Below are 24,811 nucleotides of genomic sequence, written 5' to 3' on the forward strand. Positions count from 1 at the left end.
TGGTGGAGATCAGGCGCGAGGGTTCACGCTTCCATGGAATAACCGGCACCGCGGACGGTGCGGATGACATCCTGCATGTTGGAAAAGTTCAGCGCCTTGCGCAGCCGTCCGACATGCACATCGACGGTGCGTTCGTCCACGTAGATGTCGTGGCCCCAGACACCATCGAGCAGTTGCGAGCGGGAAAAGACGCGACCGGGCGAGGCCATCAGGAATTCCAGCAGCCGGAATTCGGTCGGCCCCAGACGCACCTCGCGGCTCTTGCGGTGGACGCGATGCGTTTCGCGATCGAGTTCGATATCGCCGCAGCGCAGAACCGAGGAGAGCACCTCCGGCCGGGCCCTTCGCAACATCGCTTTCACCCGCGCCATCAGTTCCGGCGTCGAGAAGGGTTTGACGACATAATCGTCGGCACCGGTTGCCAGACCGCGCACGCGTTCGCTCTCCTCACCACGCGCCGTCAGCATGATGATCGGCAGGCGCTCGGTTTCCGGGCGCATCCGCAGGCGGCGGCAAAGCTCGATGCCGGATACGCCGGGCAACATCCAGTCGAGGATCAGGAGATCCGGCAGCCGCTCCTGCAGGCGGATTTCCGCCTCGTCACCGCGCAGGATGGTTTCCACCTCATACCCCTCGGCCTCGAGGTTATAGCGAAGAAGCACGCTCAGCGCTTCTTCATCCTCAACAACCGCAATTTTCGGCAGCATGGTTCATGCACTCCTGAAAGCAGGCGCCGGTAGCGCCCTTACTCTGCCACTGCGCCCAGCGTGTTCGACGTGTCGTCCTTCGGGCGTTCGCCTTCGGGGGCAGCGCCAGTTGCGATGTAATAGATCGTCTCGGCAATATTGGTGGCATGGTCGCCGATGCGCTCGATGTTCTTGGCGCAGAAGAGGAGATGGGTGCAGGTGGTGATGTTGCGCGGATCTTCCATCATGTAGGTGAGGAGTTCGCGGAACAGCGAGGTGTACATCGCGTCGATCTCTTCATCGCGCAGGCGGATGGCTTCCGCCTTCTGCACCGAGCGGTTGGAGAAGACGTCGAGCACTTCCTTGAGCTGGACGAGGGCCAGATCGGAGAGATGTTCCAAACCGCGTGCGAGCTTGCGCGGCACGCCGGTGCCCTGAACGGCGATCACGCGCTTGGCAGTGTTCTTGCCGAGGTCGCCGACGCGTTCCAGGTCGGAGGCGATGCGCAGCACGCCGATGATTTCGCGCAGGTCTCCGGCCACCGGCTGGCGGCGGGCGATCGTGATGATGGCCTTCTCCTGGATCTCGCGCTCGGCGGTATCGAGGATCACGTCGTCGGAGATGACCTTCTGGGCAAGTGCACCATCGGAATTGACGAGCGCGCGAACGGCATCGCCGCACATCTGTTCGGCAAGGCCGCCCATTTCGGAGATGCGGCGGTTCAGGTATTTCAGGTCTTCGTCATAGGCCGAGAGAATATGGCTGGGGGACATGGTTTGTCATCCTCGGATCAAGGGTTGTCAGCGGAAGGCGGATCGGCGCGGCATCAGCCGAAGCGACCCATGATGTAATCCTGCGTGCGCTGATCATCCGGGTTGGTGAACATCTTGTCGGTGTCGTTCTCTTCGACCAGCAGGCCGAGGTGGAACATAGCCGTGCGCTGGGACACACGCGCCGCCTGCTGCATGGAATGCGTGACGATGACGATGGTGAAGTTGGTGCGCAGTTCGTGGATCAGTTCCTCGACCTTGGCCGTCGCGATCGGATCGAGCGCCGAGCAGGGTTCGTCCATCAGGATGATTTCCGGCGACACGGCGACCGCCCGGGCGATGCACAGGCGCTGCTGCTGGCCGCCGGAGAGACCCGTGCCGGATTCATGCAGGCGATCCTTCACTTCGTTCCAGAGACCCGCCTTCTGCAGAGCAGACGAGACGATTTCGTCGAGATCCGACTTCTTGCGGGCGAGGCCGTGGATGCGCGGACCGTAGGCAACGTTCTCATAGATCGTCTTCGGGAACGGGTTCGGCTTCTGGAACACCATGCCGACCTTGGCGCGCAGCTGCACCGGATCGACCTTCGGATCGTAGATGTTCTCGTTGTCGATCAGGATGTTGCCTTCCACACGGCAGCTGTCGATCGTGTCGTTCATGCGGTTGATGCAGCGCAGGAAGGTGGACTTTCCACAGCCGGACGGCCCAATGAAGGCCGTGACGGAGCGCGGACGGATCTCGATGTTCACGTCCCGGATGGCATGTTTTTCGCCATAAAACACCTGGACGTTGCGCGCGGAAATCTTCGAGTCGATCATGGCAGCTGCTTTCGTGGTCGTCGTCGTATTCATCGTTGTCGAGATATTATTCATCATTACGAACTCTCCCTACTACCAACGACGCTCATAGCGGCGACGCAAGATGATGGCGGACAAATTCATCAGGATCAGGAACACCAACAGGACGATAATCGCACCCGAGGCCCGTTCGATGAAGGCCGGATCGCCGCGCTGGGTCCAGTTGTAGACCTGGACAGGAAGAGCGGAGGCCGGATCGAAGAAACCTTCCGGCGGACCGGCCGGATAGTCGCGCACGAAGGCCACCATGCCGATGAGCAGGAGCGGCGCGGTTTCGCCGAGCGCACGGGCCAGGCCGATGATCGTGCCGGTCAGGATGCCGGGCATCGCGAGCGGCAGGACGTGATGGAAGATCGCCTGCATCTTGGAGGCCCCGACGCCGAGCGCAGCATCACGGATGGAGGGCGGAACCGACTTGAAGGCGGCACGCGTCGCGATGATGATCGTCGGCAGGGTCATCAGCGTCAGAACGAGGCCACCCACCACCGGTGCCGACTGCGGAAGACCGGCAAAGTTGATGAAGGCGGCCAGACCGAGAATACCAAAGACGACGGAAGGTACAGCCGCCAGGTTGGCGATGTTGACCTCGATCAGATCGGTCCAGCGATTTTGCGGGGCAAATTCTTCAAGGTAGATCGAGGCGGCGACACCGAGCGGCAGGGACAGGACCAGCACGATGATCATCATGTAGGCCGAACCGAGGATCGCCACGCCGAGGCCGGCCGCTTCCGGACGTGTATCGGAGGCATCCGGCGCCGTGAAGAAGGCCCAGTTGAAATGCGTGGTCAGGATGCCGGCGGATTTCAGCCGGTCGGCCAGCATCAGCTGCTGCGGCGAGATGTTGCGGTCGAGCTGCGCGCTGTCCATCGTCACGCGGCCTTTGTAATAGCCGTCGATGCGGCCGCTCGCGAGCAGATCAAAGCTGACCGTCTTGCCGATCGCCGAAGGATCGGCCAGCACGTAGCGGCGAAGATCTGCGGCCGCTTCTTTCGAAATCAGCTCGGAAGCCGCCTTGACGGTGATGCCTTCGCCCTGCACGCCCTTGGCGGCCATGGCATCGGCAAGCGACTTTTCGATCAGCGGCGCGTAGCTGAACGTCGTCAGCTTGGCGATTTCAGCCGGATCACGCTTGCCTGCCTTGTCCAGGCGAGCCGGATCCAGGAACACGTCCAGCCGAATATAGGTTTGCTGGAAGGACGAAATCCCGTTCGTCAGGATGGAACCCAGCAGGAAGACGAGCGCCACGATGCCGATCGTCACACCCACCAGACCCAGGATCCGGAAGCGCCGTTCGGAGGCATTGCGACGACGGGTCCGCTCATCGAGGGTCAGCAGGGACTTGAATTGAGCAGGCGCCTGAGGCGCGCCGGATGAAACAGTCATGTCGGTCATTCGTACTGCTCCCGATATTTGCGTACGATGTAAAGGGCCAGCACGTTGAGGGCGAGGGTAAAGGTAAAGAGCGTCAGGCCAAGCGCGAAGGCGACGAGCGTTTCGGGGCTGGCAAACTCCGTATCACCCGTCAGCTGGCTGACGATCTTGACGGTCACGGTCGTCATGGCCTCGAAGGGGTTGAGGTCCAGCTTAGCTGCCGCACCGGCGCCCAGCACGACGATCATCGTCTCGCCGATGGCACGGCTTGCCGCCAGAAGGATGGCGCCGACGATGCCCGGCAGTGCCGCCGGCATCACGACCTTCTTGATGGTTTCCGACTGCGTGGCGCCCAGGCCGTAGGAACCATCGCGCAGGGCCTGCGGTACGGCATTGATGATGTCATCAGACAGGGACGAAACGAAGGGGATGATCATGATGCCCATGACCAGGCCCGCCGTCAGCACCGAGGAAGAGGACGAGCCGAGCCCGAGTGGCTGGGCGAAATAATCGCGCAGGAAAGGACCAATGGTGACCAGCGCAAAGAGACCGTAGACGATCGTCGGAATGCCCGCGAGCATCTCGATGGCCGGCTTGGCGAAGCTACGCAGCGACTTGCTGGCATATTCCGACAGGTAGATCGCAATCATCAGCCCGATCGGCACGGCGACCAGGAGCGCGATGAAGGAAACGTAGAAGGTGCCCCAGAGAAGCGGCAGGATACCGAGGTCGGAACCGCCGCGGAATTGCGGGTTCCAGACCGTCGAGAAGAAGAAATCCCGCGCCGGGTAGATCTTGAAGAAGGAGATCGTTTCGAAGACCAGGGACAGCACGATGCCCACGGTCGTCAGGATCGCAACCAGCGACGAGGCGATCAGCAGCCACTTGATGAAGGTTTCGCTGACATTGCGAGCGCGCATGCGCGGTTCGATGCTGCGATAGGCAAGGCCCGCCAGAACGACGGCAAGTGCGATGACGACACCGGCCTTCAGCAGATTGCCGGTCTCCGTCATGGAGCGGTAGGTACGGGCCGCCTCGAAAACGGCAACCGGCACATCACCGACAAGCGGAATACCGACCTCCGCCAGACGCACGCGGATTTCGGTGGGATTGGCGGCAAGACGGTCGATTTCGGCTTCACCGGCACCACCGCGTGCCAGAACGGCATCAAGACCGCCGGCGATACGGCGCACGTCGGACATGACGAGACTGCGCGCACCACCTTCCGGAATGGCACTGTCCGGGATCATGTCGCTGACGCTGCGCTCAATGATCACCGGCTGGATGAGGAGCCAGAGCACCAGAGCGGCAAAGGCCGGAACGGCGGCAAAGAGGCCGACCATCTGGCCGTAATAGCTGGGAAGAGAATGCAATTTGATGCCGCTCTCTTGAGAGACGGCCATAGCTCGCTGCCTGCCGAAGACATAACCCAGTGCCGCGAGCACCAGGACAACGAGAATAATGACGCCAACGCTCATGTTGCCCCTACCCCCTTCAAAAATTTTCAAAACATTGACGGCGCGGAACCCGCGCCGTCAGAGGAGAGACAGACTTAGTTGAGCGGGCCCATCGGCGTGCGGGCCTTGACGGCTTCCTGGGTCTTCTTCAGTTCCGGATCGGACACCAGACCATAGGCAGCGAGCGGACCGTTCGGGCCGGCCATTTCGTCCGACACGAAGAACTCAACATATTCCTGCATGCCCGGGATCACGTCGAGGTGCGCGTTCTTCACGTAGAAGTACAGCGGACGGGAAACCGGGTACTTGCCAGCGGCAATCGTTTCGACAGACGGTGTCACGCCAGCCATCGTTGCGACCTGCAGCTTGTCGGTGTTGTTCTGGTAGAAGGACAGACCGAAAACGCCGATGCCGTTCTTGTTGGCAGCGATGCGGGCCAGGGTTTCCGGATAGTCGCCGTCGATGTCAACGGAAACGCCGTCGGTGCGGATGGCGCCGCAAGCCTTGGTGGCAGCAGCCTTGTCGTTGTTGTTGGCAGCCAGCTGGGCTTCGTAGGTGCCGTTTTCCTTGCAGCCGTCGATGATGACCTTTTCATCGAACACTTCGCGGGTGCCGTGCTTGGTGCCCGGGATGAAGGCGAGGATCGGCTGATCCGGCAGGTCAGCGCGAACGTCCTTCCAGGTTTTGTTCGGGTTTTCCACGAGCTTGCCGTCCTTCAGGACCTTGGCAGCGATGGCATTGTGCCAATCGGCCTGGGTGAAGGCGAACTTCGGGCCGTTGATGTCAGACGCGAACACGATGCCATCGTAACCGATGCGCACTTCCTGGATGTCCTTCACGCCGTTCTTGGCGCAGGTCTCGATGTCAGACTTGCTGATGCGCGACGAGGAATTGGCAATATCGATCGTGTTTTCGCCCACGCCTTCGCAGAGCTTCTTGCGGCCGGCGCCCGAACCACCGCCTTCAACGACCGGGGTCGGATGCTGGAAGTTTTCGCCGAAGGCTTCAGCGACGATCGATGCGTAGGGCAGAACCGTGGAAGAGCCGGCAATCTGGATCTGGTCGCGTGCAACGGCAACGCCGGTGAAGGCGACGGACGCCACCAGGGCAGCCGCGGAAAGTTTCACGATATTCATTGTAGTCTCCCGATAGGGGTTGTGTGAATTCTGCTGCACCAGCTCTCGCTCTCGCCAGTGCTCGGCCCGTTTGTCTTAGCCGCCGTTGCCCCACGCTTTTATGTCAGTTTGATGAAACAATTGTGACAGGCCATGTGCCTGTAATTTCAGCGCAATTCAAGCCATGTACAAACTGGGACATGCCAGAATGTCAAAATCTGACGGTAAAGTCCGTGCCCTTGCCCAGTTCGGATTTGACGATCAGCCGGGCACGGTGACGTGTGAGGATATGCTTGACAATGGCAAGCCCGAGGCCGGTGCCCTTTTTCGAGCGGCTATCGGCCACACTGACACGATAGAAACGCTCGGTCAGGCGCGGCACGTGTTCTGCCGGGATGCCCGGGCCACGATCCACCACGCTGAGTTCCACCGGCCGCGACGCATCGTCCTGACGCAGATAGACATCGACGATCTTGCCGTCCTGGCCGTATTTGCAGGCATTCTCCACCAGGTTCTCTATGACCTGCACGAGTTCATCCCGGTCCCCTGTCACTTCCACCTTGCTTTCGGGCAGATGCATGCGGATCTCGACGCCGAGATCATGGGCGAGCGGCAGCAGGGAATCCCGGACATGGCCGACGAGCGGCACGAGATCGACCCGCTGTATGGGTGCGATATGCGCCTTCAGTTCCAGCCGCGAGAGCGACAGAAGATCATCCACCAGCCGGCTCATGCGGGTTGCCTGGTCGAGCATGATGCCGAGGAAACGTTCCTGCGCGCCAAGATCCCCCTTGGCGGGGCCTTGCAGGGTTTCGATGAACCCGCGCAGCGAGGCGAGCGGCGTGCGCAGTTCGTGGCTGGCATTGGCAACGAAGTCCGAGCGCATGCGGTCGATGCGGCGCAGTTCGGAAATGTCCTTGGCGGCCAAGGCGAAATAGGGCGTGCTGCGGGCACCCTCCTGCCCCGGCAGATCCACCGGGGCGATGCGCAGGATGAAGACCCGTTCGGACGGGTGGCGCTCGGAATGTTCGATCTGGTTGCTCTGGCCGGTGGCCATGGTTTCCCGCACCATGTCGAGAATGCCGGGAGAACGCAGGCGTGCCGACAGGTGCGTGCCGGGCTGCATCACGTCGAAGGCCTTTTCGGCGGCGGCATTCTGGAACAGCACGTGGCCATCCCCGCCCATCACGATGACCGGCAGGTCGAGCGCTGCATAGGCCGCCGCCAGATCGGCTAACGGATCGTGCGGCGGGGCAAGGGCCGGCGGCGGCGGCACGGATGTTTCGCCGCCCGGCAATGAGGGAGACAGCAGCAGCGACAAAAACATCAGCAGCCAGCCGGCGACAACGAAGAGCGGGTTGATCTCCGCCCCCAGCGCCAGGACCGCGAGAAGGGTTGCCGCGGCAACCACCAGCCAGCCCCGTCTCAGCTTTTCGCGCGCTGTTTCCCGCCGCTCTTCGCTCGCCATCAATCCTTACTCCCGCGCGCCTTCGCCCGCCGCTTTGCCCGCCCATGGCGGCCGCGGCTTCTCAACGACTTGACCGGTGGTGATAGCCGCATCGCATGACAGATATACATCGCTGCCGATCCAGGTGGGACGAAATTACAAGGCCGATGCTTTTTCTCGACAAAGCGGGATATTGTGTCGCAGTCTTCAGGGAAACCCCACGCCACCGAGATCATTGGCGAAGACGAGACGCCGGAGAGGTTTGACCATGGACATGACCGACGCAGCGAAGAACCGGGCCGTGGAGCTCGAGATCGGCGGCAAGAGCCGCGTCTTCGACATCGACGATCCGAAGCTGCCGGACTGGATCGCCGACAAGGCGCTGTCGTCCGGCGGTTACCCTTACGACAAGAAAATGGATGGCGACGCCTACGAGGCGGAGCTGAAGGCACTGCAGATCGAACTGGTGAAGGCGCAGACCCATCTGCATGCGAGCGGAAAACGGGTGATGGCGCTGTTCGAGGGACGCGATGCAGCCGGCAAGGGCGGTTCGATCTTTGCCATCCGCGCCTATCTCAATCCCCGTTCGGCGCGCGTGGTGGCCCTGACCAAGCCGACGGAGACGGAAGCCGGGCAGTGGTATTTCCAGCGGTACGTCACGCATTTTCCGACCGGCGGCGAGATCGTGCTCTTCGACCGCTCCTGGTACAACCGCGCCGGCGTGGAGCCGGTGATGGGCTTCTGCACGCCGGAACAGCACAAGCATTTTCTCGCTCAGGCGCCGGCCTTCGAGCAGCTGATCGTGGATGACGGCATTCATTTCTTCAAGTTCTGGCTGAACATCGGCCGCGAGATGCAGCTGAAGCGCTTTCACGACCGCCGCCACGACCCGCTCAAGGTCTGGAAGCTTTCGCCGATGGACATTGCCGCGCTGACAAAATGGGACGACTATAGCAAGAGGCGCGACCAGATGCTGGAAAAGACGCACACCAAGGAGGCTCCCTGGACTGTGGTGCGGGCGAACGACAAACGCCGTGCCCGCATCAACATCATGCGCCATATCCTCCAGTCGCTGGACTACGATGGCAAGGACAAGACGGCGATCGGCGAGATCGACGGAAAAATCCTCGGTTTCGGACCGAAGGCCTTCGACTGACTGGGCCTCACTGGCCGGGCATCACTGGCCAGGCATCACCGGCAGCGCCTCGCAGTCCTGCCGCATTGCCCAGCCTTACTGGCCGGGCAGCACGCGCACGGAATACAAGAGGATCGGCTGGCTGCCGCCCAGGATGTCGCTGTTGACGTAGATCCGTCCGGCTTGCGTCGGGGCCAGCGTCCGGTCGAAGGTGACGCGGAACAGGGTATCCGCCCGCTCCTGCATCGCCATCACCCGATGGCGGCTGCAGGTACCGAGGCTTGTGAAATCACAGCGCACGGCAAGCTGGACGGCGGCGTTGCCGACCGCCTGCAGGGTAAGCGCGATGGTGGATGTCTTGCCGGCCATTTCCCGCAGAACCTCGACCGGAACCGGGATCGCGACATCGCCCCCGGCACCGGGGCTACGCGAGGTGATGCGCAGCGCCGGGCCATCGGCCATGGCGACGACCTCAGCCGAGGCCTCCGCGCCGGGTGTGACCGGGGTCTTCGAGCTGGCCGCATAGACCTCCAGCCAGTCATCCGAAAAACCCTGCTGCGGATTGAAGGCCTGGCCGGCGGCGCCAGTAAAATCCTCTTCCTGCACGGCGGGCGGCGGGTTCGGAACGCTGGTGTCGCGCTGTTCCGGTGTCAGGAAAAGCCCGCCGGAATAGGCCCACCAGCCGCCCAGGGCGAGAAAGGCGAAAAAGGTTGTGTAGATGAAGAGGCGCGACAGCAGCCCGCGCCGCTGGCGCCGGCGCTTTTCGCCGGGCACTTTCGGCGCCGGCCCGACGGCGGACGGAGTGTCATCCGCGGGCATGCTCTTCGGTGCCTTGGTCTTGCGGCCAAAACGCGATGCTTTCTGAGGCGGCTCGGCGGGTGGCTGCGGGGCAAGGCGATCGCTTGCCGGTTCGGCGCGCATGGCGGCAAGCCCGTCGAAGGCGCCCTCGTCTTCGGATGTCGGACGCGACGCATCACGGGTCTGTCCGCCAAGGCTTGGCTCGTCCAACTGCTCGGCCGGACCGTCCATCACCGGGGCATCAAGCCGAACCTCTTCAGCAGCGCGCGTGGCACGGTCTGCCTCGGCCAGCTTGATTCGCTGGCGTTCCTCGATCTCGATTTCGCGGATCTTGTCTTCCAGGCCGCGGCGCTGCCTGTCGATCACGCCAGGATCGGTGATCTCCTGCTTCTTCAGGCCGGCGTCCAGCGCCTGGCGGGCGGACTGATAGATGCGCGCCCGCACATGGGCATCATCCCGCTCCGAACGCGCCAGCGCATTCCTGATTGCCGTTTCCAATCCGCTCACGAAGCTTCCTTTTTTTTAGCTTTCGCACCCGTGTGTCATTCTGGGTTATCCTTTGCGCGGGCGAACTGCAAGCCATGCGCCATCACGGGCCTATGCCGTTCTTTTTCAACCGACAAAGGCGGCAAGATGGCGTCTTTGCGCAACAAGAATGCAATGAGGCATCACAAGCCGCTTGAAATCCTCCGCCATTGTGTGTATCAGCCGCCTCACACCGCAAGCCCGGCACGGGTTTGGCGAGGGCCGCTTTAGCTCAGTCGGTAGAGCACGTCATTCGTAATGACGGGGTCACGTGTTCGAGTCACGTAAGCGGCACCACTTTTCTTTCCAAATCATTCGTAGCCTCCGTCTCTCAGCCTGGATGCTTGTGAGCGGCAGAGGTTGCTTGCCTTCTCCCTATGCCGTTTCGGACCAGTCCTGCTGAAACGAACGGGATTTTTTAGCAAAAGATTCAGGGATGGGCGTCACACTCCCCAAGATTGCAAGCCACAACCCGCCGCCCTTTGCGCGAGGCTGAGCTTGATGGAGGATGTTGCCGTGCCGATGACCTATTATTCTGCGATTCGTGAATTCATTGCCGAAAACTTCCTATTTCGCGCCGATGCAGCCATCGATGACAGTCAGTCGCTGCTGGAGAGTGGCGTGATGGATTCGACCGGCGTTCTGGAACTCATTGCCTTTCTGGAAACGACCTACGGCATCACGGTGGCCGATAGCGAGATCGTGCCGGCCAATCTCGACAGCGTCGAACGCGTCTCGGTCTATCTCGCCTCGAAACTCAAAGCCGCCTGACGGCGCCGGGACGCGGTCGGGGGATGCGTATCGAGCCTTATCTTTCCCGCCAGGCCGAGATCCGGCCGGAGGCGGTTGCCGTGGTATCCGGCAACCGGCGGATGACCTATGGCGACCTGGCGAACGATGTGGCGTTGTGTGCCGCCGGGCTTTCCGCGCTCGGCACCGGGCGGGGTGACCGGGTCATCCTCATCCTGGACAATACCGCAGAGGCAGTCATCGCCTTTTTCGCCGTCTGGCAGATCGGCGCGGTGGCCTGCCCGCTGCATCCTTCGATCAAGGCGGAGAAGCTCGCTGATATTCTGACGCGCACGATGCCGACGGCGGTGATCCTGCACGCCAAAGCGGGGCGGATGGTCGAGCTTGCCTGCGAACGATCGACCACCTCTCCCGTCCTCATCCTGTCGGATGTCGATGCGGCTGACGTTTGCAAGGGCATCCCGCTTTCCACGCTTCCCTCCCATCCCGTTGCGGACACGCCTACCCCGGCGCTCGAGGAGCAGGATCTCGCTCTGCTAATCCACACCTCCGGCTCCACCGGCAGCCCGAAGGGGGTGATGCTGACGCACCGGAACCTTGATTTTGCCTGCCGCACGGTCTGTGACTACCTCGGCAACGAGGCTGAGGACGTGGTGCTGAGCGTTCTTCCCCTCTCCTTCGGTTACGGCATCACGCAGATGGTGACGATGATGATGACGGGCGGCACCCTGGTGCTGGAGCGCAGCTTTGCCTTTCCGCGCGCCATCCTGGAGCGGCTTGCCGAAGAGCGGGTGACCGGCTTTCCGCTCGTGCCGGCCATGGCCGGCCTGATCACCGCCATGCAGGACCTGCAGCCGGGCTTCCTGCCGCATCTGCGCTATATCACCAGTGCGGCGGCGGCCATGCCGCCGGTAACGACAGCCGCGCTGCACCGGCTTTTGCCGGGCGCGGAGCTTTTCCTGATGTACGGGCAGACGGAGTGCATCCGCACCAGCTACCTGCCGCCGGACCGGGCCGCGCGCGAGCCGCTTTCGGTCGGCCTGGCCCTGCCGGGCACCGAGGTCGCGATCATCCGGGAAGACGGCCAGCCGGCGTGCAGGGGCGAAACCGGAGAGCTCCAGGTCAGCGGCCCGCATGTGATGGCCGGCTACTGGATGGATGCGGTGGCGACGGAACGCGCCATCGTGATGCGCGACGGCAAACGCTGGCTCAAGTCCGGCGATCTGTTCCGCCAGGACGCGGACGGTCTTTTGTATTACGTCGCACGCCAGGACGACATCATCAAGACCCGCGGCGAGAAGGTGAGCCCGCAGGAGGTGGAGCGTGTGCTCTACGCACTGCCGGGTGTGCTGGAGGCCGCGGTGGAAGGGGTGCCCGATCCGCTGTTCGGCCAGGTGGTGAAGGCGCATGTGGTGGCAGCGCCCGGTGTGGCGCTGACCGAGCGGATGGTGCGGCAGCACTGCGCAGAACATCTCGAGGATTTCATGGTGCCGAAACTCGTCGAGTTTCGCGACACCCTGCCGAAGACGAGCACGGGCAAGATCCGGCTCTCGCTGGCTCAACCGGTTTCCGAAGACACGGAAGGACACGTCGCATGATGCAGGCACAACAGACGGTTACGGGCGGCAAGGCCTTCGGACCGGACACGCTGAGGCTCGATGCGGAGGCGGAAATCGAGCGGATCTGCGGCTGGATCCGAAAGACCGTGGGCAAGGATCTGCGCAAGCGCGGCGCAGTTCTCGGGATTTCCGGCGGTATCGATTCCAGCGTGACGGCGGCGCTCTGTGCGCGGGCGCTCGGGCCGCAGAAAACCGTCGGCATCTTCATGCCCGAACATGATTCCGATCCGGAAAGCCTGCGCCTCGGCCAGGCGCTGGCGGCTGCCATCGGCATCGAGACGGTGCTGGAGGATATCGGGCCGAGCCTTGCCGCTGCCGGCTGCTATACGCGCCGCGACGGTTTCATCCGCCAGGTCGTGCCGGATTTCGGTGCGGGCTGGGGCTGCAAGGTGGTGCTGGAAGATGCCCTTGCCGGACGCGGCTACAACATCTCCTGGCTGGTGGTGGCCGATCCGCAAGGTGAACAGAGCCGCCACCGCATGCCGCTCGAGGTCTATCTCGGCATGATTGCCGCGGCCAACATGAAGCAGCGGACCCGCAAGCAGATCGAATATTACCATGCCGACCGGCTAAACCACGCGGTGGCCGGTACGCCCAACCGGCTGGAATACGACCAGGGGTTCTTCGTCAAGAACGGTGACGGTGCGGCCGATTTCAAGCCGATCGCGCATCTCTACAAGAGCCAGGTCTACCAGCTGGCCGAGGCACTCGGCGTGCCGGAAGAGATCCGCCGCCGACCACCGACGACCGATACCTGGTCGCTGCCGCAGGGACAGGACGAATATTACTTCTCGCTGCCTTACAACCTGATGGATCTCTGCCTCTACGGCCTCGACCACGGTGTGGCGCGGGATGCGGTCGCGGACGGGACAGGGCTGACGCCGGACCAGGTGGAGGCGGTGTGGAAGAACATTGCCGCCAAACGCAAGGTGGCGGAGTATCTGCACGCCGAGCCCGTGACCATGCTGGGCGGTGAGGCCTGATCAATCGTCGAAATGGTCGCCGATCAGGCGCATCCAGCTTTCGCCCGCAAGACCGCTCGCGAGTGCCATGCCATCGCGGAAGGGCGCCAGGAGAGACTTGTCCTTTGCATGCACCAGATAGAAGCTGCGGGTGAGAAACAGGGTGCGGCGGCAGATCAGGGCGTTATTCAGCCAGGGCTGGGCCGCGCCCCGGACGGCAGAGCAGCCGTGCCGATGCGCATCCAACAGCATGTCGTCGATCAGATCGCCGGCCTGTTCCGGCTTGACGAAGGACTGCAACAGCCAGGCGAAATCGTCGGGTCGCCGGAAGTAGGCATAGGCCGCGACCGGTTTTCCGTCGCGGCTGCTTGCCAGACGATAGCAGGGTTCGCCGAAATTGCGCTTGATGGCGGCGTGGGACGAAAACCAGGACAACGAGGTTTCATCCCAGGCGGGTCTCAAGGGGTAGAGTTCGGCAAGATCAAGAGCTGCCCTGTCGAAGGCGGAACGGTCGATGTCCGAGAAGGACAGGCGCCGCGGGCCGGCATCCAGATGCGGCCGGAATGGATCCGACATCAGGCGGGCGACGGCCCGATCCGCCAGATGCGCCAGCGGCAACAGGAGCTTTGCCGCACCATGGCGGTGTTTGAGTGCACTGACGGTTGCCGTTGCCGGGCGCAGCAGACGGATCCAGTTCAGGCTGTACTGGGTATCGAGCGGGATGCCGAGCTTCTGCCACATGCGAAGCGCCTTGGCATTCGCCGTCTCGGTAATCGAGAGGTCCTGCGGACCGCCGAGGAAACTGCGGATCAGCCGGGCGCCGGCCAGCGGATGCCGGTCGGGCTGATCAACCGTGAGAGAGCCCGCGAAGGCGGCCCGCACAGTGCGGTCGCCGAAGAGCATGGGCTGAACGGTGACCCCGATGAAGCCCCGGATTTCGCCATGCCCATCCACATAGACGCGGGACGGGATGTCCGGGTCATGCCATGGGTTGGCAAAATAGATCTGTTTCAGGTGTTCGAGCAGCGGGAGTGTGGGTTCCGTTGCGTGGGTGCGCTTGCGGAACGCCTTGACGAACAGGCGAGCCACCGCAGGAATGTCCTGCGGCTCCAGGGGACGGACACAGTCCGCCATGTCTCCCGAGCCATCCGTCATCGCGCGCCCTGTCTCTCTCGTCCGGCGCGCGACGATGTCACGATGGAATTAAGATACCATTAACCACGTCGGCGCCGCGGCCGACAGCGGCCTCGGGTAGGCAACGCCGCCTCACATCCAGTAGGGTGGCACGCCGTAATAATCGTAGATCGTGCGGTCCTTCTCGCGGTAGAAGCTGTCATCGTCGAGGTTTGCGTAACGCGGCGCGCCGGTGATCTGCTCCTTGGTCAGATCGACCCGGTAACCATCCATTTCTTCGTCATAGGTCAGCTTTTCCCAGGGCAGCGGATAGTAATCGTCGCCGATCCCCAGGAAGCCGCCAAAGCTCAAGACGGCATAGGCAACCTTGCCGCCGCGCTTTTCCAGAAGGATGCGCTGAATGCTGCCGATACGCTTGCCATCGGCACCGTAGACGCTGGTTCCTTCCACCTTGTCGCTGGCGATCAAAGCATAGTTGTCCTTGACGTAAGGATCCTGTCCGGCTTGCGGTTCATGATGCATGGTCGCACCTCCTCTTCGGATTGTTTCCTCAGGACAACCCTCCGCCCACCCTTGAGGTTCCGAATTTTCCCTTGACCCGGAGACACAGTCGATTGACGTTTACGTCAAAGTTATTTAGCGTGATGAAGAGAACGGTGTATGATACCGAGAGACAAAGATACTTTGCGCGACAGGAGTGGAGGCCTCTCGTGCAGAGATAAACTGGAGGAGCTGCCGCCATGAACGATGTTTCCCATGCCCATATGCATCCGGCGGCCAAGAAGATTTGGCTGAGCTCGTATCCGCCGGCCGTGCCGGCTGAGCTGCCGCCCTTGGCGCACCGGTCCATCGGCCATCTTTTCGAGGAAAGCTGCAGCCGCTACGGTGCCAAGACCGCCTTTTCCAGCATGGGCAAGACCCTGAGTTTCCAAGACCTGGAAGAAACCAGCCGCCAGATCGGCGTGTGGCTGCAGGCGCAGGGCCTGAACCGCGGCGACCGCGTGGCGGTGATGATGCCGAACATCCTGCAAAACCCGGTGGTCGTGTACGGCATCCTGAGAGCCGGTTTCGTGGTCGTCAATGTCAACCCACTCTACACGCCGCGCGAACTGGAACACCAGCTCAACGATTCCGGCGCCCGCGCCATCTTCGTGCTGGAGAACTTCGCCCATACGGTCGAGCAGGTCCTGGCGCGCACCGATGTCAAGCACGTGGTGGTCGCCACCATGGGCGACATGCTGGGACTGAAGGGCCACATCGTCAATTTTGTCGTCCGCCGGGTGAAGAAGCTGGTGCCGGCCTGGTCGATCCCGTCCGCGCTATCGTTCAAGAGCGTCCTTTCGGCCGGCAGCGGGAAGGCCCTGACGCCGGTTGAGATCGGGCTCGATGACATCGCCTTTCTGCAATATACAGGCGGCACGACCGGCGTTTCGAAGGGTGCGATGCTGACGCACCGCAACCTGTTGTCCAACAAGGAACAGATGGCCGTCTGGCTGGAAAGCGCCTTCCTGCAGCGCGATCGGCCGGACCAACTCGTGTTTCTCTGCGCGCTGCCGCTGTACCACATCTTTGCGCTCACGGTGAATTCGCTGATGGGGATCGCGATCGGTGCCCACAATGTGCTGATTGCCAATCCGCGCGACCTGCCTTCCCTCGTCAAGGACATGTCGCAGCACAAGATCCACATCTTCCCGGGCCTCAACACACTGTTCAACGCGCTGATGAACAATGCCGAGTTCCAGAAGCTCGATCACTCTTCGCTGCTGATGGTGTTTGGTGGCGGCATGGCCGTCCAGAGGCCGGTGGCCGAGCGCTGGTACAAGATGACCGGCTGCCCGATCACCGAGGGTTACGGGCTTTCGGAAACCTCGCCGGTGGCGACCGCCAATCGCATCGACGTGGCGGAATTCAGCGGCACCATCGGCCTTCCGGTCTCCTCGACCGAGGTGAGCATCCGCGACGAGGACGGCAATCCGCTGATCTTCGGCGAAGTCGGCGAGATCTGCATTCGCGGGCCGCAGGTGATGACCGGCTACTGGAAGCGACCCGATGAAACGGCCAAGGCGATGACGGCGGACGGCTATTTCCGCTCCGGCGACATGGGCTACATGGACGAGCGCGGCTTTATCAAGATCGTTGACCGCAAGAAGGACATGATCCTGGTCTCGGGCTTCAACGTCTACCCGAACGAGGTGGAAGAGGTGGCCGCCATGCATCCGGGCGTGCTGGAATGTGCGGCGATCGGTGTGCCGGACGAGCATTCCGGCGAAGCGGTGAAGCTGTTCGTGGTCAAGAAGGACCCGAACCTCACCGAGGCGGAGTTGAAGGCGCATTGCGCCGACAACTTGACCAACTACAAGCGCCCGCGCTTCATCGAATTCCGCAGCGAGTTGCCGAAGACGCCGGTGGGCAAGATCCTTCGCCGGGAACTGCGCCCGAAGTGACGATTTCATAGTATCGTCACGAAAAGTGACGCCTGCGGGATGGACGCCCGCAGGCTCTGTCTTTAAAGGTGGAAGCCCAAACAATGCCGGCCGCGATTGGCCGCCCAATCCGTCGGGATCCGTTGTGTTGAGAGCTTTTCCATCGTCCACCGCCCAACTGATCGGCCTTCTGACGGTGATGGCCCTGCTGGCGGGCTGCGCGAGCCGCGCCGAAGGGGTCCTCATTCCGACGTCCGTCGATGTTGCCGGCGCGTCCACGGTGGACATTCTGGTCGGTACGACACGAAAACCCTCTGACAAGCCGGGCTTCCTGTTTTCCGGCGAACGCGGCGAGGAACCGGAGGTCACCGAGATCAAGGTGTCCATTCCCCCCGCCAAGAACCGCGAGATCGGTCAGGTGCAGTGGCCGCGTCGTTTGCCGCCCGATCCGTCGAGGGAGTTTGCGACGGTCGCAGTCAAGCCGGTGCCTGTCGCTGCAGCGCCGGCGTGGGTCAAGGCGCATTTGCCAAAAAGCCGGCGGGTGCTGATCTTCGTGCATGGTTTCAACAACCAGTACGAAGACGCCGTCTACCGGTTTGCGCAGATCGTGCATGACAGCGGCGCGGATGTAGCGCCTGTTCTCTTCACCTGGCCATCGCGCGGCAGCATCTTCGCCTACAATTACGACAAGGAAAGCACCAACTATTCGCGTAATGCTCTGGAGACCATGTTGAGGCAGGCCAGCCAGGACCCGAGCGTGGCGGAAGTGACGATCATGGCCCACTCGATGGGATCGTGGCTGACGATGGAAGCGCTGCGGCAGATGGCGATCCGCGACGGACGCGTTGCGCCGAAGATCAAGAATGTGATCCTGGCATCGCCCGATCTCGATGTCGACGTCTTCGGGCAGCAGATGCAGGAGATCGGCAAGAACCGGCCCAACATGACGCTGTTCGTGTCACGCGACGACAGGGCCCTGCAGCTTTCCAAGCGGATTTCCGGCAATGTCGATCGCCTGGGGCAGATCGATCCGACGCAGGAGCCCTACCGCTCGGAACTGGAAAAGGCCGGCATCACGGTGCTGGATCTCACGGCGCTGCGCGGCGGCGATCCGCTGAACCATGGGAAGTTCGCCGAAAGCCCGGAAGTGGTCAAGCTGCTCGGTAACCGCCTGATTGCCGGACAGACCGTGACCGATTCCAAGGTTGGCCTTGGCGAGGGCCTGGGTGCCATTGCCATCGGCACGGCGCAAACCGTTGGCAGTGCGGCGAGCGTTGCGGTCAGCACGCCGATTGCGATCATCGATCCCAATACGCGGCGCAGCTACAATGACCAGGTGGGGCGTCTGGGCCAGACATTGGGCGGCACGATCCAGACCACCCTTGGACAATGAACGGGGTTCTCATCTCGTTGCGTGCTTGATTTGAGATGGAAAGCGAATAGGTTCCCTGTCATCCACAGATGACCCTTGAGGAGTGCCATGCAGGCGACCGTCGAACAGCTGAAGTCCACCGCCGCTGCAACCCGCGCCACCGATATCCGCGCCGCCTTTGCCGCCGATGCCAAACGTTTCGAGACGTTCAGCGCACGGTTCGACGACTTCTTGATGGACTATTCCAAGTGCGCCGTGAACAGCGAGATCATGGCGCTGCTGGAAAGGCTGTTCGCCGAAGGCGGCGTTGCGGAAAAGCGCGAAGCCATGTTCTCCGGCGAGGCGATCAACTTTACCGAAAACCGCGCCGTGCTGCACACCGCGCTGCGCAACCGCTCCAACACGCCGGTGCTGGTTGACGGCAAGGATGTGATGCCGGAGGTGAACGCCGTTCTTTCGGCCATGGGCGCCTTTGCAGAAAAGATCCGCTCCGGCGCACTGACGGGTGCGACCGGCCAGCCGATCACGGATGTCGTCAATATCGGCATCGGCGGCTCGGACCTTGGCCCGGTGATGGCAACGCTTGCGCTCGCCCCGTTCCATGACGGCCCGCGCGCGCATTTCGTCTCGAATGTCGACGGCGCGCATATTGCCGATACACTCAAGCTCCTGAAGGCCGAGACGACGCTCTTCATCATCGCGTCGAAGACCTTCACCACCATCGAGACGATGACGAATGCGGCGACCGCCCGCGCCTTCATTGCGGATGCACTGGGTGAAGATGCGGTGAAGCACCATTTCGCCGCCGTCTCCACCGCGCTCGACAAGGTCGCCGCCTTCGGCATCGACAGCGATCGGATCTTTGGCTTCTGGGATTGGGTCGGCGGCCGCTACTCGATCTGGTCGGCGATCGGCCTGCCGCTGATGCTGGCGATCGGGCCAGAGAATTTCGGCCAGTTCCTGGAGGGCGCCCATGCCATGGACCGCCACTTTCGCGAGGCCCCGGTCAGCGAAAACCTGCCGGCCCTGCTTGGCCTGATCGGCTATTACCATCGCAACGTGCTGGGTTACCCCTCGCGCGCGATCCTGCCCTATGACCAGCGCCTGTCGCGTTTCCCGGCCTATCTGCAGCAACTCGACATGGAATCGAACGGCAAGGGTGTGACGATCGACGGCACGCCGGTCGAGGGCAATTCGGGTCCTGTCGTCTGGGGCGAGCCCGGCACCAACGGCCAGCACGCCTTCTACCAGCTGATCCACCAGGGCACGAGCGTGATCCCGGCGGAGTTCATGATCGCCGCGAAGGGGTTCGAGCCCGAGTTGCGCCATCAGCACGAACTTCTGATCGCCAACTGCCTGGCCCAGTCTGCCGCCCTCATGAAGGGCCGCACGTTGCAGGAAGCCAAGGCCCAGTTGCTGAAGGCGGGCATGGACGAGGTGAAGGCGGATCACATCGCGCCGCACCGCGTGTTTACCGGCAACCGCCCCTCGATCACCTTCGTCTATGACCAGCTGACGCCGTTTGCGCTCGGCCGCCTGATCGCGCTCTACGAACACCGTGTCTTCGTCGAAGGTGTGCTCTTCCGCATCAACTCCTTCGACCAGTGGGGCGTGGAGCTTGGCAAGGAACTGGCGACCGGACTGCTGCCGGTCGTGCAGGGCAAGGCCGGCACCGACGGCCAGGACGCCTCGACGGCGGGTCTGGTCAAAGCGCTGATCGGGTAATCTCCGCCGCCGACAGATATCAAACACAAAGGCCGGCTGCGATCTGCAGCCGGCCTTTGTCGTTTCAGGCAAACCGGAAATCCGTCACTCTGCCGGTGCTGCCACCGGATCGAGCGCGTCGATGCCCTCCTGGCGGTCATACGCCGTCTGGTCGAGAATGCCCTGGCGCTTAGCGACCAGCGTCGGCACCAGTGCCTGACCGGCGACGTTGACCGCCGTGCGGCCCATGTCGAGGATCGGGTCGACGGCGAGCAGCAGGCCGACGCCCTGAAGCGGCAGGCCGAGGGTGGAGAGCGTGAGCGTCAGCATCACCGTCGCACCCGTCAGGCCGGCGGTCGCGGCCGACCCGATGACCGATACGAAGACGATCAGGAAATATTCCTGGATACCGAGTGGAACGCCGTAAAACTGCGCAACGAAGATCGCCGAGATGGCCGGATAGATCGCCGCGCAACCATCCATCTTGGTGGTAGCACCGAGCGGCACGGCAAAGGCTGCATATTCGCGCGGCACGCCGAGATTGCGCTCCGTCACCTGCTCGGTGACCGGCAGGGTACCAATCGAAGAGCGCGACACGAAGGCGAGCTGAATGGCCGGCCAGGCGGAGGAAAAGAACCGGGCCGGGTTCAGCCCATGCGCCAAAAGCAACAGCGGGTAGACGACGAAGAGCACGATCGCAAGGCCGATATAGATCGCGCCGGAGAACCAGCCGAGCGAGGCCAGCGCCTCCCAGCCATAGACGGCAACCGCATTGCCGAGCAGGCCGATCGTGCCGATCGGTGTCAGGCGGATCACCCACCAGAGGATCTTGCGGGTGATGGCGAGCAGCGAGCGGTTGAAATTGAGGAAGGGTTCCGCCTTTTCGCCCACCTGCAGAGCGGCAATGCCAACGGCGATGGAGACCACCAGGATCTGCAACACATTGAAGTTCAGCGCCGTGGTGGCGCCGGTTGCCGTCACCTTGGTCGAAGCCTGCAGGCCGAGCAGGTTTACGGGGATCAGCCCCTTGAGGAAATCGAGCCAGGAGCCGGTACTGGACGGGGCCGCGGCGGCCGTTTCGGCAAGGCCGGTATTGAGGCCCGGCTGGATGAGGAGGCTGAGCGTGATGCCGATCGACACGGCAATCAGCGCCGTGATCGCAAACCACAGCAGCGTCTGCCAGACAAGACGGGCGGCATTGTTGAGTTCGCGCAGATTGGCGATGCTGGCGACGATGGCGGTGAAGATCAAAAGCGGCACCAGCGCGCGCAGCAACTGGACGAAGATCGAACCGATGGTCGAGAGCGTCTGCACGAGCCAGTTCGGACCCGCTTCGGTCGGCCCGATCTGGCGGGCGACGTAACCGAGCACGAGGCCGATCACCATGGCGATCAGCACCTGAAAACCGAACGAAGCAAAAATGGGCTTTTCAGCCCGGGCGGGAGACGGAGACATGAGGATGGCGTCCTTAGGAGGGTCGAGAGGGCGGCGATAGTCCACGCTCTCTTAAGATTGATGAAATTATGGGCTTCGAGCCCGAATTTTCAACAACAGTCATTCCACCAAAGGAGCGGGAAGAGGAAATTTATTGCAGAGCCGGGTCGGCGAATACAAAAATGCCGGAGCGGACACCGCCCCGGCATGATGGCTGACTGGATGAGGATCTTCTTACAGCCCGATCTCATGCGCAAACGGCGGGTTGGCGCCGGCGCGCGACACGGTGACGGCGGCGGCCTTGGCTCCCAGCGCCAGCGCATCCTTGACCGCCTGCTCGGACAGGCTTGCGACCTTTGCCTTGGTGAGCAGGTTCTGGCGCTTCAGCGAAGCGAGGATGCCGGCATCGAAGGTATCACCGGCGCCGACGGTATCAACGACCTCGACGCGCTCGCTCGGCACGACGACCTTGAAGCCGTTGGTGTAACCGATTGCGCCCTCGGCGCCGCGGGTGATGACCACCAGCTTCGCCCCCTGCCCCAGCCAGTATTTGGCCAGCATATCGTGATCGCCTTCCATGCCGAACCAGTCGAGGTCCTCGTCGGAGAACTTGATGATGTCGGACATGGCGGCCATGCGGGCCACGCGACCATGATGCTTCTCGCGGTCCTTGATGAAGCCCGGTCGAATGTTCGGGTCAAACGAGATGACGCGGGTCTGGTATTCGCGCGCCATCAGCGTCTCGTAGGTTTCGCCGCAGGGTTCCGGGATCAGGCTGATCGCGCCGAAATGCATGGCTTCGATTTCCGGCCCGAGTTCCGGCAGATCATCGCGTGAAATCATGCGGCCGGCCGTGCCTTCGTCGTAGAAGGCGTAAGTTGCATGTCCGTTGACCAGCTTGACGAAGGCGATCGTGGTGGGACGCACGGAGGTGGCGCAGAAGCGGTAATCGACGTGGCTCTGCTTCAGGGTCTCACGCAGGATGTCGCCCATCATGTCGTCGGAGAGGCCGGTGAAGAAACCGGTCGGCTGGCCGAGGCGGCCGAGCGCGATCGCCGTATTGAAGATGGCACCGCCGGCATAGGGCGCAAAACCATTCTCGCCGCGGGTGGTCTCGCGCGGCAACATGTCAATCAGGGCTTCGCCGCAGCACAAGATCATCGTCATCCTCCTCAGGCAATCGCTGTTCTTCAATCGATTAGATCAGGCGCGCGCAAAACACCAGATGCCCACGCGCGCGGACGCATAATCTTGTTCTCAGGCCACACTTTAAGCGACTGGCAGTTCGCTGACGCCGCCATTGCGGGCCGACCAGGCAAGCGGCGCATCGAGGAAGCTTTCGACTTCGGCAAGCGTCGCGTCGTCGAACAGTTTTTGTGCGCGGGCAACCGCCAGCACCTCGCGCCAGGTGGCGATGTGGTGCAGCGTGACCTTGCCATTGGCAAAACGGGCTTCGGCTTCCTGGAAGAAGCCGTAATAGAAGAGCGCGATTGCATGATCGACCACGCCGCCGGCGGCACGGATGGCATCGATGAAGGTGAACATGCTGCCGCCGACCGTCGTCAGGTCCTCGATCACCAGAACGCGGGCGCCTTCCGGCATGTGGCCCTCGATCTGGGCGTTGCGGCCATGGCCCTTCGGCTTCTTGCGCACATAGATCATCGGCAGGCCCAGGCGATCGGCGAGCAGCGCCGCAAACGGAATGCCGGCCGTTTCGCCGCCGGCGATGCAGTCGAAGGCTTCGAAGCCGGCACCGCGGGTGACGGTCGAGGCGGCGAAATCCATGATGGCCGAGCGGATGCGCGGATAGGAGAGAAGCTTGCGGCAATCGATATAGACCGGGCTCGCCATGCCCGACGCGAGCTTATAGGGCTCCTCCGGCCTGAAATGCACGGCGCCGATTTCCCACAGCATCTTCGCCATGAGTTCGGCCATTAGCGCGCGGTCGGGATAAATCATCTGGATCATGCTGCTCTCCGTCTTCTGCCTTTCGCGGCAATAGCAGCATCGGAGCGTGGAAACCAGAGCCGTTGATCAGGCGCTCGTGCGTTCCGTACCCATGCGCTCATCGCCCGCGATCGGAGCAATATCGACGCGGTTTCGGCCATTGCGCTTGGCCGTGTAGAGAGCACCATCGGCAGCGCCCAGCATGGTCTCGAAATCACGCCCCTCCGGCAGACCGTAGGCAACGCCCGCACTGACCGTCGCCTTCACGACGACGCCTTCCACCTGGTGTTCGCGTTCGGCAAAGCTGCGGCGGATGCGCTCCGCCAGCCACTCCGCATAACCGGGTGCTGCCGTGCGCACGACCGCGGCAAACTCCTCGCCGCCCAGACGCGCCGTGGTATTAAGGCCGACGGCGGATTTCAGGTCGTGCGCGAGCGCGCGGATGACCGCATCTCCCGTGGCGTGCCCATGCTGATCGTTGATCGACTTGAAGCGATCGATGTCGAAGACGATGACCGCCATCTCGTGCGTGAACATCTGGCCACCGTGCAGTTCGAACAGTGCCCGCCGATTGTGGAGACCCGTCAGCGGATCGGTGAGCGATTCCCGGCGATGATGTTCGGTGATGCGCGCCTGCTGCACCATCAGCGACATGGCGCCGACACCGGTCATGCCGGCAATGCTCATGGCGATGTTCAGGTTTTCGGCCCAGTTGTCAGGCGCGTGCCCCAGAACCCAGCGCCCCTCGGCAAAGAGCATGTAAGCGCACAGGAGGAAGGAAATGCCGGTCAGCGCGTAGAGGGCGGCCATGCCCGACAGCGGGCCGACCGCCTCCCGCCGCCCCTTCCAGTATCGGAATGCGGTGGCGAAGAGAAATCCGGCAGACCAGAGGTTAAGGCTGATGAAGGCAATGGCATCATATCCGAGCGCCATCGGCGTGGCCGTCATCGCGATCGATGCCGCCGACCACTGGCTGGCGGGCCTCAGCGGCGTCTGGTTTTGGCAAAACTGGTTCGCCGCTGCATAGATGACCGCAAAACCCGTCAGCATCAGCGAGGTGCACAGCACGCCGAGCTGGACCTTGGGATATTCCGTATAGAAGGCGTAGGAAAAAATCCCCGGGACGATAAAGCCAAGCCCGCACACCCAGGTCAGCAGAAAGCCGTCGCGGCGGCGGGCCATCCAGGTGCCCAGAAGCGTCAGAAGCAGACAGAAGGCGGAGACGCCCAGCGATACGAGAAGTGTCCTGTAGTCCAGCATCATGCCACCCATTGCACGCTAACCGCGCGCCCGTGCAACTCACAC

General features: G+C 62.5%; 21 protein-coding genes and 1 tRNA gene. 8 read left to right on the top strand and 14 right to left on the bottom strand.

The window, feature by feature from the left end; translation table 11 throughout:
* Window positions 1-23: 23 nt before the first annotated feature.
* From phoB to phoR, 7 genes are all read right to left on the bottom strand, one after another.
* Window positions 24-707: a phosphate regulon transcriptional regulator PhoB gene (phoB, locus tag G6N78_RS03425; protein ID WP_165215781.1), complete on the bottom strand. Its 684-nt coding sequence runs from the start codon at window positions 705-707 to the stop codon at window positions 24-26.
* A 38-nt stretch (window positions 708-745) separates the two neighbouring features.
* Complete coding sequence (gene phoU, locus G6N78_RS03430) at window positions 746-1,459, bottom strand: phosphate signaling complex protein PhoU (protein ID WP_165215783.1); 714 nt, start codon at window positions 1,457-1,459, stop codon at window positions 746-748.
* Between the two features lie 53 nt (window positions 1,460-1,512).
* Complete coding sequence (gene pstB / locus G6N78_RS03435; RefSeq protein WP_370691504.1) at window positions 1,513-2,274, bottom strand: phosphate ABC transporter ATP-binding protein PstB; 762 nt, start codon at window positions 2,272-2,274, stop codon at window positions 1,513-1,515.
* 72 nt (window positions 2,275-2,346) lie between these two features.
* Window positions 2,347-3,705 carry a phosphate ABC transporter permease PstA gene (gene pstA / locus G6N78_RS03440; protein WP_165215784.1) on the bottom strand — a complete coding sequence of 453 codons (1,359 nt, stop codon included), beginning with the start codon at window positions 3,703-3,705 and terminating at the stop codon, window positions 2,347-2,349.
* Window positions 3,702-5,162: a phosphate ABC transporter permease subunit PstC gene (gene pstC, locus G6N78_RS03445; protein WP_165215786.1), complete on the bottom strand. Its 1,461-nt coding sequence runs from the start codon at window positions 5,160-5,162 to the stop codon at window positions 3,702-3,704. The genes pstA and pstC overlap by 4 nt, the downstream gene beginning before the upstream one ends.
* A gap of 74 nt (window positions 5,163-5,236) precedes the next feature.
* Entirely contained in the window at window positions 5,237-6,277 is a 1,041-nt protein-coding gene (locus tag G6N78_RS03450; protein ID WP_165215788.1) for a substrate-binding domain-containing protein, read from the bottom strand.
* Between the two features lie 190 nt (window positions 6,278-6,467).
* On the bottom strand, window positions 6,468-7,724 hold the full coding sequence (gene phoR / locus G6N78_RS03455; RefSeq protein WP_165215789.1) for a phosphate regulon sensor histidine kinase PhoR: 1,257 nt from the start codon (window positions 7,722-7,724) through the stop codon (window positions 6,468-6,470).
* A 253-nt stretch (window positions 7,725-7,977) separates the two neighbouring features.
* On the opposite strand from phoR, the gene ppk2 reads away from it, so the two are divergent.
* Complete coding sequence (gene ppk2 / locus G6N78_RS03460; RefSeq protein WP_165221232.1) at window positions 7,978-8,859, top strand: polyphosphate kinase 2; 882 nt, start codon at window positions 7,978-7,980, stop codon at window positions 8,857-8,859.
* A 75-nt stretch (window positions 8,860-8,934) separates the two neighbouring features.
* Here the strand turns inward: ppk2 and G6N78_RS03465 are convergent, their stop codons facing one another.
* The gene (locus tag G6N78_RS03465) at window positions 8,935-10,143 is read right to left on the bottom strand and encodes a hypothetical protein (protein ID WP_165215791.1); all 1,209 of its coding nucleotides are present in this window, start codon (window positions 10,141-10,143) and stop codon (window positions 8,935-8,937) included.
* A gap of 239 nt (window positions 10,144-10,382) precedes the next feature.
* Between G6N78_RS03465 and G6N78_RS03470 the strand changes: the two genes are divergently transcribed.
* From G6N78_RS03470 to nadE, 4 genes are all read left to right on the top strand, one after another.
* Window positions 10,383-10,458 (top strand) — tRNA-Thr (locus G6N78_RS03470).
* A 225-nt stretch (window positions 10,459-10,683) separates the two neighbouring features.
* Complete coding sequence (locus G6N78_RS03475; protein WP_165215792.1) at window positions 10,684-10,932, top strand: acyl carrier protein; 249 nt, start codon at window positions 10,684-10,686, stop codon at window positions 10,930-10,932.
* A gap of 23 nt (window positions 10,933-10,955) precedes the next feature.
* Window positions 10,956-12,509: a class I adenylate-forming enzyme family protein gene (locus G6N78_RS03480; protein WP_165215794.1), complete on the top strand. Its 1,554-nt coding sequence runs from the start codon at window positions 10,956-10,958 to the stop codon at window positions 12,507-12,509.
* Window positions 12,509-13,513 carry an NAD(+) synthase gene (gene nadE / locus G6N78_RS03485; protein WP_165221235.1) on the top strand — a complete coding sequence of 335 codons (1,005 nt, stop codon included), beginning with the start codon at window positions 12,509-12,511 and terminating at the stop codon, window positions 13,511-13,513. Before G6N78_RS03480 ends, nadE begins: the two co-directional genes overlap by 1 nt.
* Here nadE and G6N78_RS03490 read toward each other — a convergent pair whose 3' ends face one another.
* Together G6N78_RS03490 and G6N78_RS03495 are read right to left on the bottom strand one after the other, a co-directional pair.
* On the bottom strand, window positions 13,514-14,626 hold the full coding sequence (locus G6N78_RS03490) for a hypothetical protein (protein WP_165215795.1): 1,113 nt from the start codon (window positions 14,624-14,626) through the stop codon (window positions 13,514-13,516).
* A 132-nt stretch (window positions 14,627-14,758) separates the two neighbouring features.
* Entirely contained in the window at window positions 14,759-15,148 is a 390-nt protein-coding gene (locus G6N78_RS03495) for a PRC-barrel domain-containing protein (protein WP_165215797.1), read from the bottom strand.
* A gap of 218 nt (window positions 15,149-15,366) precedes the next feature.
* Between G6N78_RS03495 and G6N78_RS03500 the strand changes: the two genes are divergently transcribed.
* The 3 genes from G6N78_RS03500 to pgi all read left to right on the top strand — a co-directional run bounded on the left by G6N78_RS03500 (window position 15,367) and on the right by pgi (window position 20,146).
* Window positions 15,367-17,070 (top strand): long-chain fatty acid--CoA ligase, encoded by a 1,704-nt coding sequence (locus G6N78_RS03500; RefSeq protein ID WP_165215798.1) that lies wholly within the window; start codon window positions 15,367-15,369, stop codon window positions 17,068-17,070.
* 178 nt (window positions 17,071-17,248) lie between these two features.
* Complete coding sequence (locus tag G6N78_RS03505) at window positions 17,249-18,442, top strand: alpha/beta hydrolase (RefSeq protein WP_165221238.1); 1,194 nt, start codon at window positions 17,249-17,251, stop codon at window positions 18,440-18,442.
* Between the two features lie 87 nt (window positions 18,443-18,529).
* A complete protein-coding gene (gene pgi, locus G6N78_RS03510) occupies window positions 18,530-20,146 on the top strand; it encodes a glucose-6-phosphate isomerase (protein WP_165215800.1) in 1,617 nt (538 codons plus the stop codon).
* 84 nt (window positions 20,147-20,230) lie between these two features.
* Here pgi and G6N78_RS03515 read toward each other — a convergent pair whose 3' ends face one another.
* From G6N78_RS03515 to G6N78_RS03530, 4 genes are all read right to left on the bottom strand, one after another.
* Window positions 20,231-21,580, bottom strand: coding sequence for a dicarboxylate/amino acid:cation symporter (locus G6N78_RS03515; protein ID WP_165215801.1), 1,350 nt, complete (start codon window positions 21,578-21,580; stop codon window positions 20,231-20,233).
* A 213-nt stretch (window positions 21,581-21,793) separates the two neighbouring features.
* On the bottom strand, window positions 21,794-22,720 hold the full coding sequence (locus G6N78_RS03520; RefSeq protein ID WP_165221241.1) for a carbohydrate kinase family protein: 927 nt from the start codon (window positions 22,718-22,720) through the stop codon (window positions 21,794-21,796).
* A 108-nt stretch (window positions 22,721-22,828) separates the two neighbouring features.
* Window positions 22,829-23,527: an orotate phosphoribosyltransferase gene (locus G6N78_RS03525; protein WP_165215803.1), complete on the bottom strand. Its 699-nt coding sequence runs from the start codon at window positions 23,525-23,527 to the stop codon at window positions 22,829-22,831.
* Between the two features lie 66 nt (window positions 23,528-23,593).
* Entirely contained in the window at window positions 23,594-24,769 is a 1,176-nt protein-coding gene (locus tag G6N78_RS03530; RefSeq protein ID WP_165221244.1) for a GGDEF domain-containing protein, read from the bottom strand.
* Between the last annotated feature and the right edge of the window lie 42 nt (window positions 24,770-24,811).

It is taken from the genome of Allorhizobium pseudoryzae (genome assembly GCF_011046245.1).
Classification (GTDB): Bacteria; Pseudomonadota; Alphaproteobacteria; order Rhizobiales; family Rhizobiaceae; genus Neorhizobium; species Neorhizobium pseudoryzae.

What these genes read in the sequence shown, in the direction of transcription:
- phoU (WP_165215783.1), bottom strand. Translation starts at nt 1,459, where the DNA reads ATGTCCCCCAGCCATATTCTCTCGGCCTATGACGAAGACCTGAAATAC.
- G6N78_RS03505 (WP_165221238.1), top strand. Translation starts at nt 17,249, where the DNA reads ATGGCCCTGCTGGCGGGCTGCGCGAGCCGCGCCGAAGGGGTCCTCATT.
- G6N78_RS03520 (WP_165221241.1), bottom strand. Translation starts at nt 22,720, where the DNA reads ATGATCTTGTGCTGCGGCGAAGCCCTGATTGACATGTTGCCGCGCGAG.
- G6N78_RS03495 (WP_165215797.1), bottom strand. Translation starts at nt 15,148, where the DNA reads ATGCATCATGAACCGCAAGCCGGACAGGATCCTTACGTCAAGGACAAC.
- G6N78_RS03490 (WP_165215795.1), bottom strand. Translation starts at nt 14,626, where the DNA reads ATGGCGGACTGTGTCCGTCCCCTGGAGCCGCAGGACATTCCTGCGGTG.
- pstA (WP_165215784.1), bottom strand. Translation starts at nt 3,705, where the DNA reads ATGACCGACATGACTGTTTCATCCGGCGCGCCTCAGGCGCCTGCTCAA.
- G6N78_RS03525 (WP_165215803.1), bottom strand. Translation starts at nt 23,527, where the DNA reads ATGATCCAGATGATTTATCCCGACCGCGCGCTAATGGCCGAACTCATG.
- pstC (WP_165215786.1), bottom strand. Translation starts at nt 5,162, where the DNA reads ATGAGCGTTGGCGTCATTATTCTCGTTGTCCTGGTGCTCGCGGCACTG.
- G6N78_RS03475 (WP_165215792.1), top strand. Translation starts at nt 10,684, where the DNA reads ATGACCTATTATTCTGCGATTCGTGAATTCATTGCCGAAAACTTCCTA.
- phoB (WP_165215781.1), bottom strand. Translation starts at nt 707, where the DNA reads ATGCTGCCGAAAATTGCGGTTGTTGAGGATGAAGAAGCGCTGAGCGTG.
- pstB (WP_370691504.1), bottom strand. Translation starts at nt 2,274, where the DNA reads ATGATCGACTCGAAGATTTCCGCGCGCAACGTCCAGGTGTTTTATGGC.
- G6N78_RS03480 (WP_165215794.1), top strand. Translation starts at nt 10,956, where the DNA reads ATGCGTATCGAGCCTTATCTTTCCCGCCAGGCCGAGATCCGGCCGGAG.
- ppk2 (WP_165221232.1), top strand. Translation starts at nt 7,978, where the DNA reads ATGACCGACGCAGCGAAGAACCGGGCCGTGGAGCTCGAGATCGGCGGC.
- G6N78_RS03450 (WP_165215788.1), bottom strand. Translation starts at nt 6,277, where the DNA reads ATGAATATCGTGAAACTTTCCGCGGCTGCCCTGGTGGCGTCCGTCGCC.
- pgi (WP_165215800.1), top strand. Translation starts at nt 18,530, where the DNA reads ATGCAGGCGACCGTCGAACAGCTGAAGTCCACCGCCGCTGCAACCCGC.
- G6N78_RS03515 (WP_165215801.1), bottom strand. Translation starts at nt 21,580, where the DNA reads ATGTCTCCGTCTCCCGCCCGGGCTGAAAAGCCCATTTTTGCTTCGTTC.
- G6N78_RS03530 (WP_165221244.1), bottom strand. Translation starts at nt 24,769, where the DNA reads ATGATGCTGGACTACAGGACACTTCTCGTATCGCTGGGCGTCTCCGCC.
- G6N78_RS03500 (WP_165215798.1), top strand. Translation starts at nt 15,367, where the DNA reads ATGAACGATGTTTCCCATGCCCATATGCATCCGGCGGCCAAGAAGATT.
- nadE (WP_165221235.1), top strand. Translation starts at nt 12,509, where the DNA reads ATGCAGGCACAACAGACGGTTACGGGCGGCAAGGCCTTCGGACCGGAC.
- phoR (WP_165215789.1), bottom strand. Translation starts at nt 7,724, where the DNA reads ATGGCGAGCGAAGAGCGGCGGGAAACAGCGCGCGAAAAGCTGAGACGG.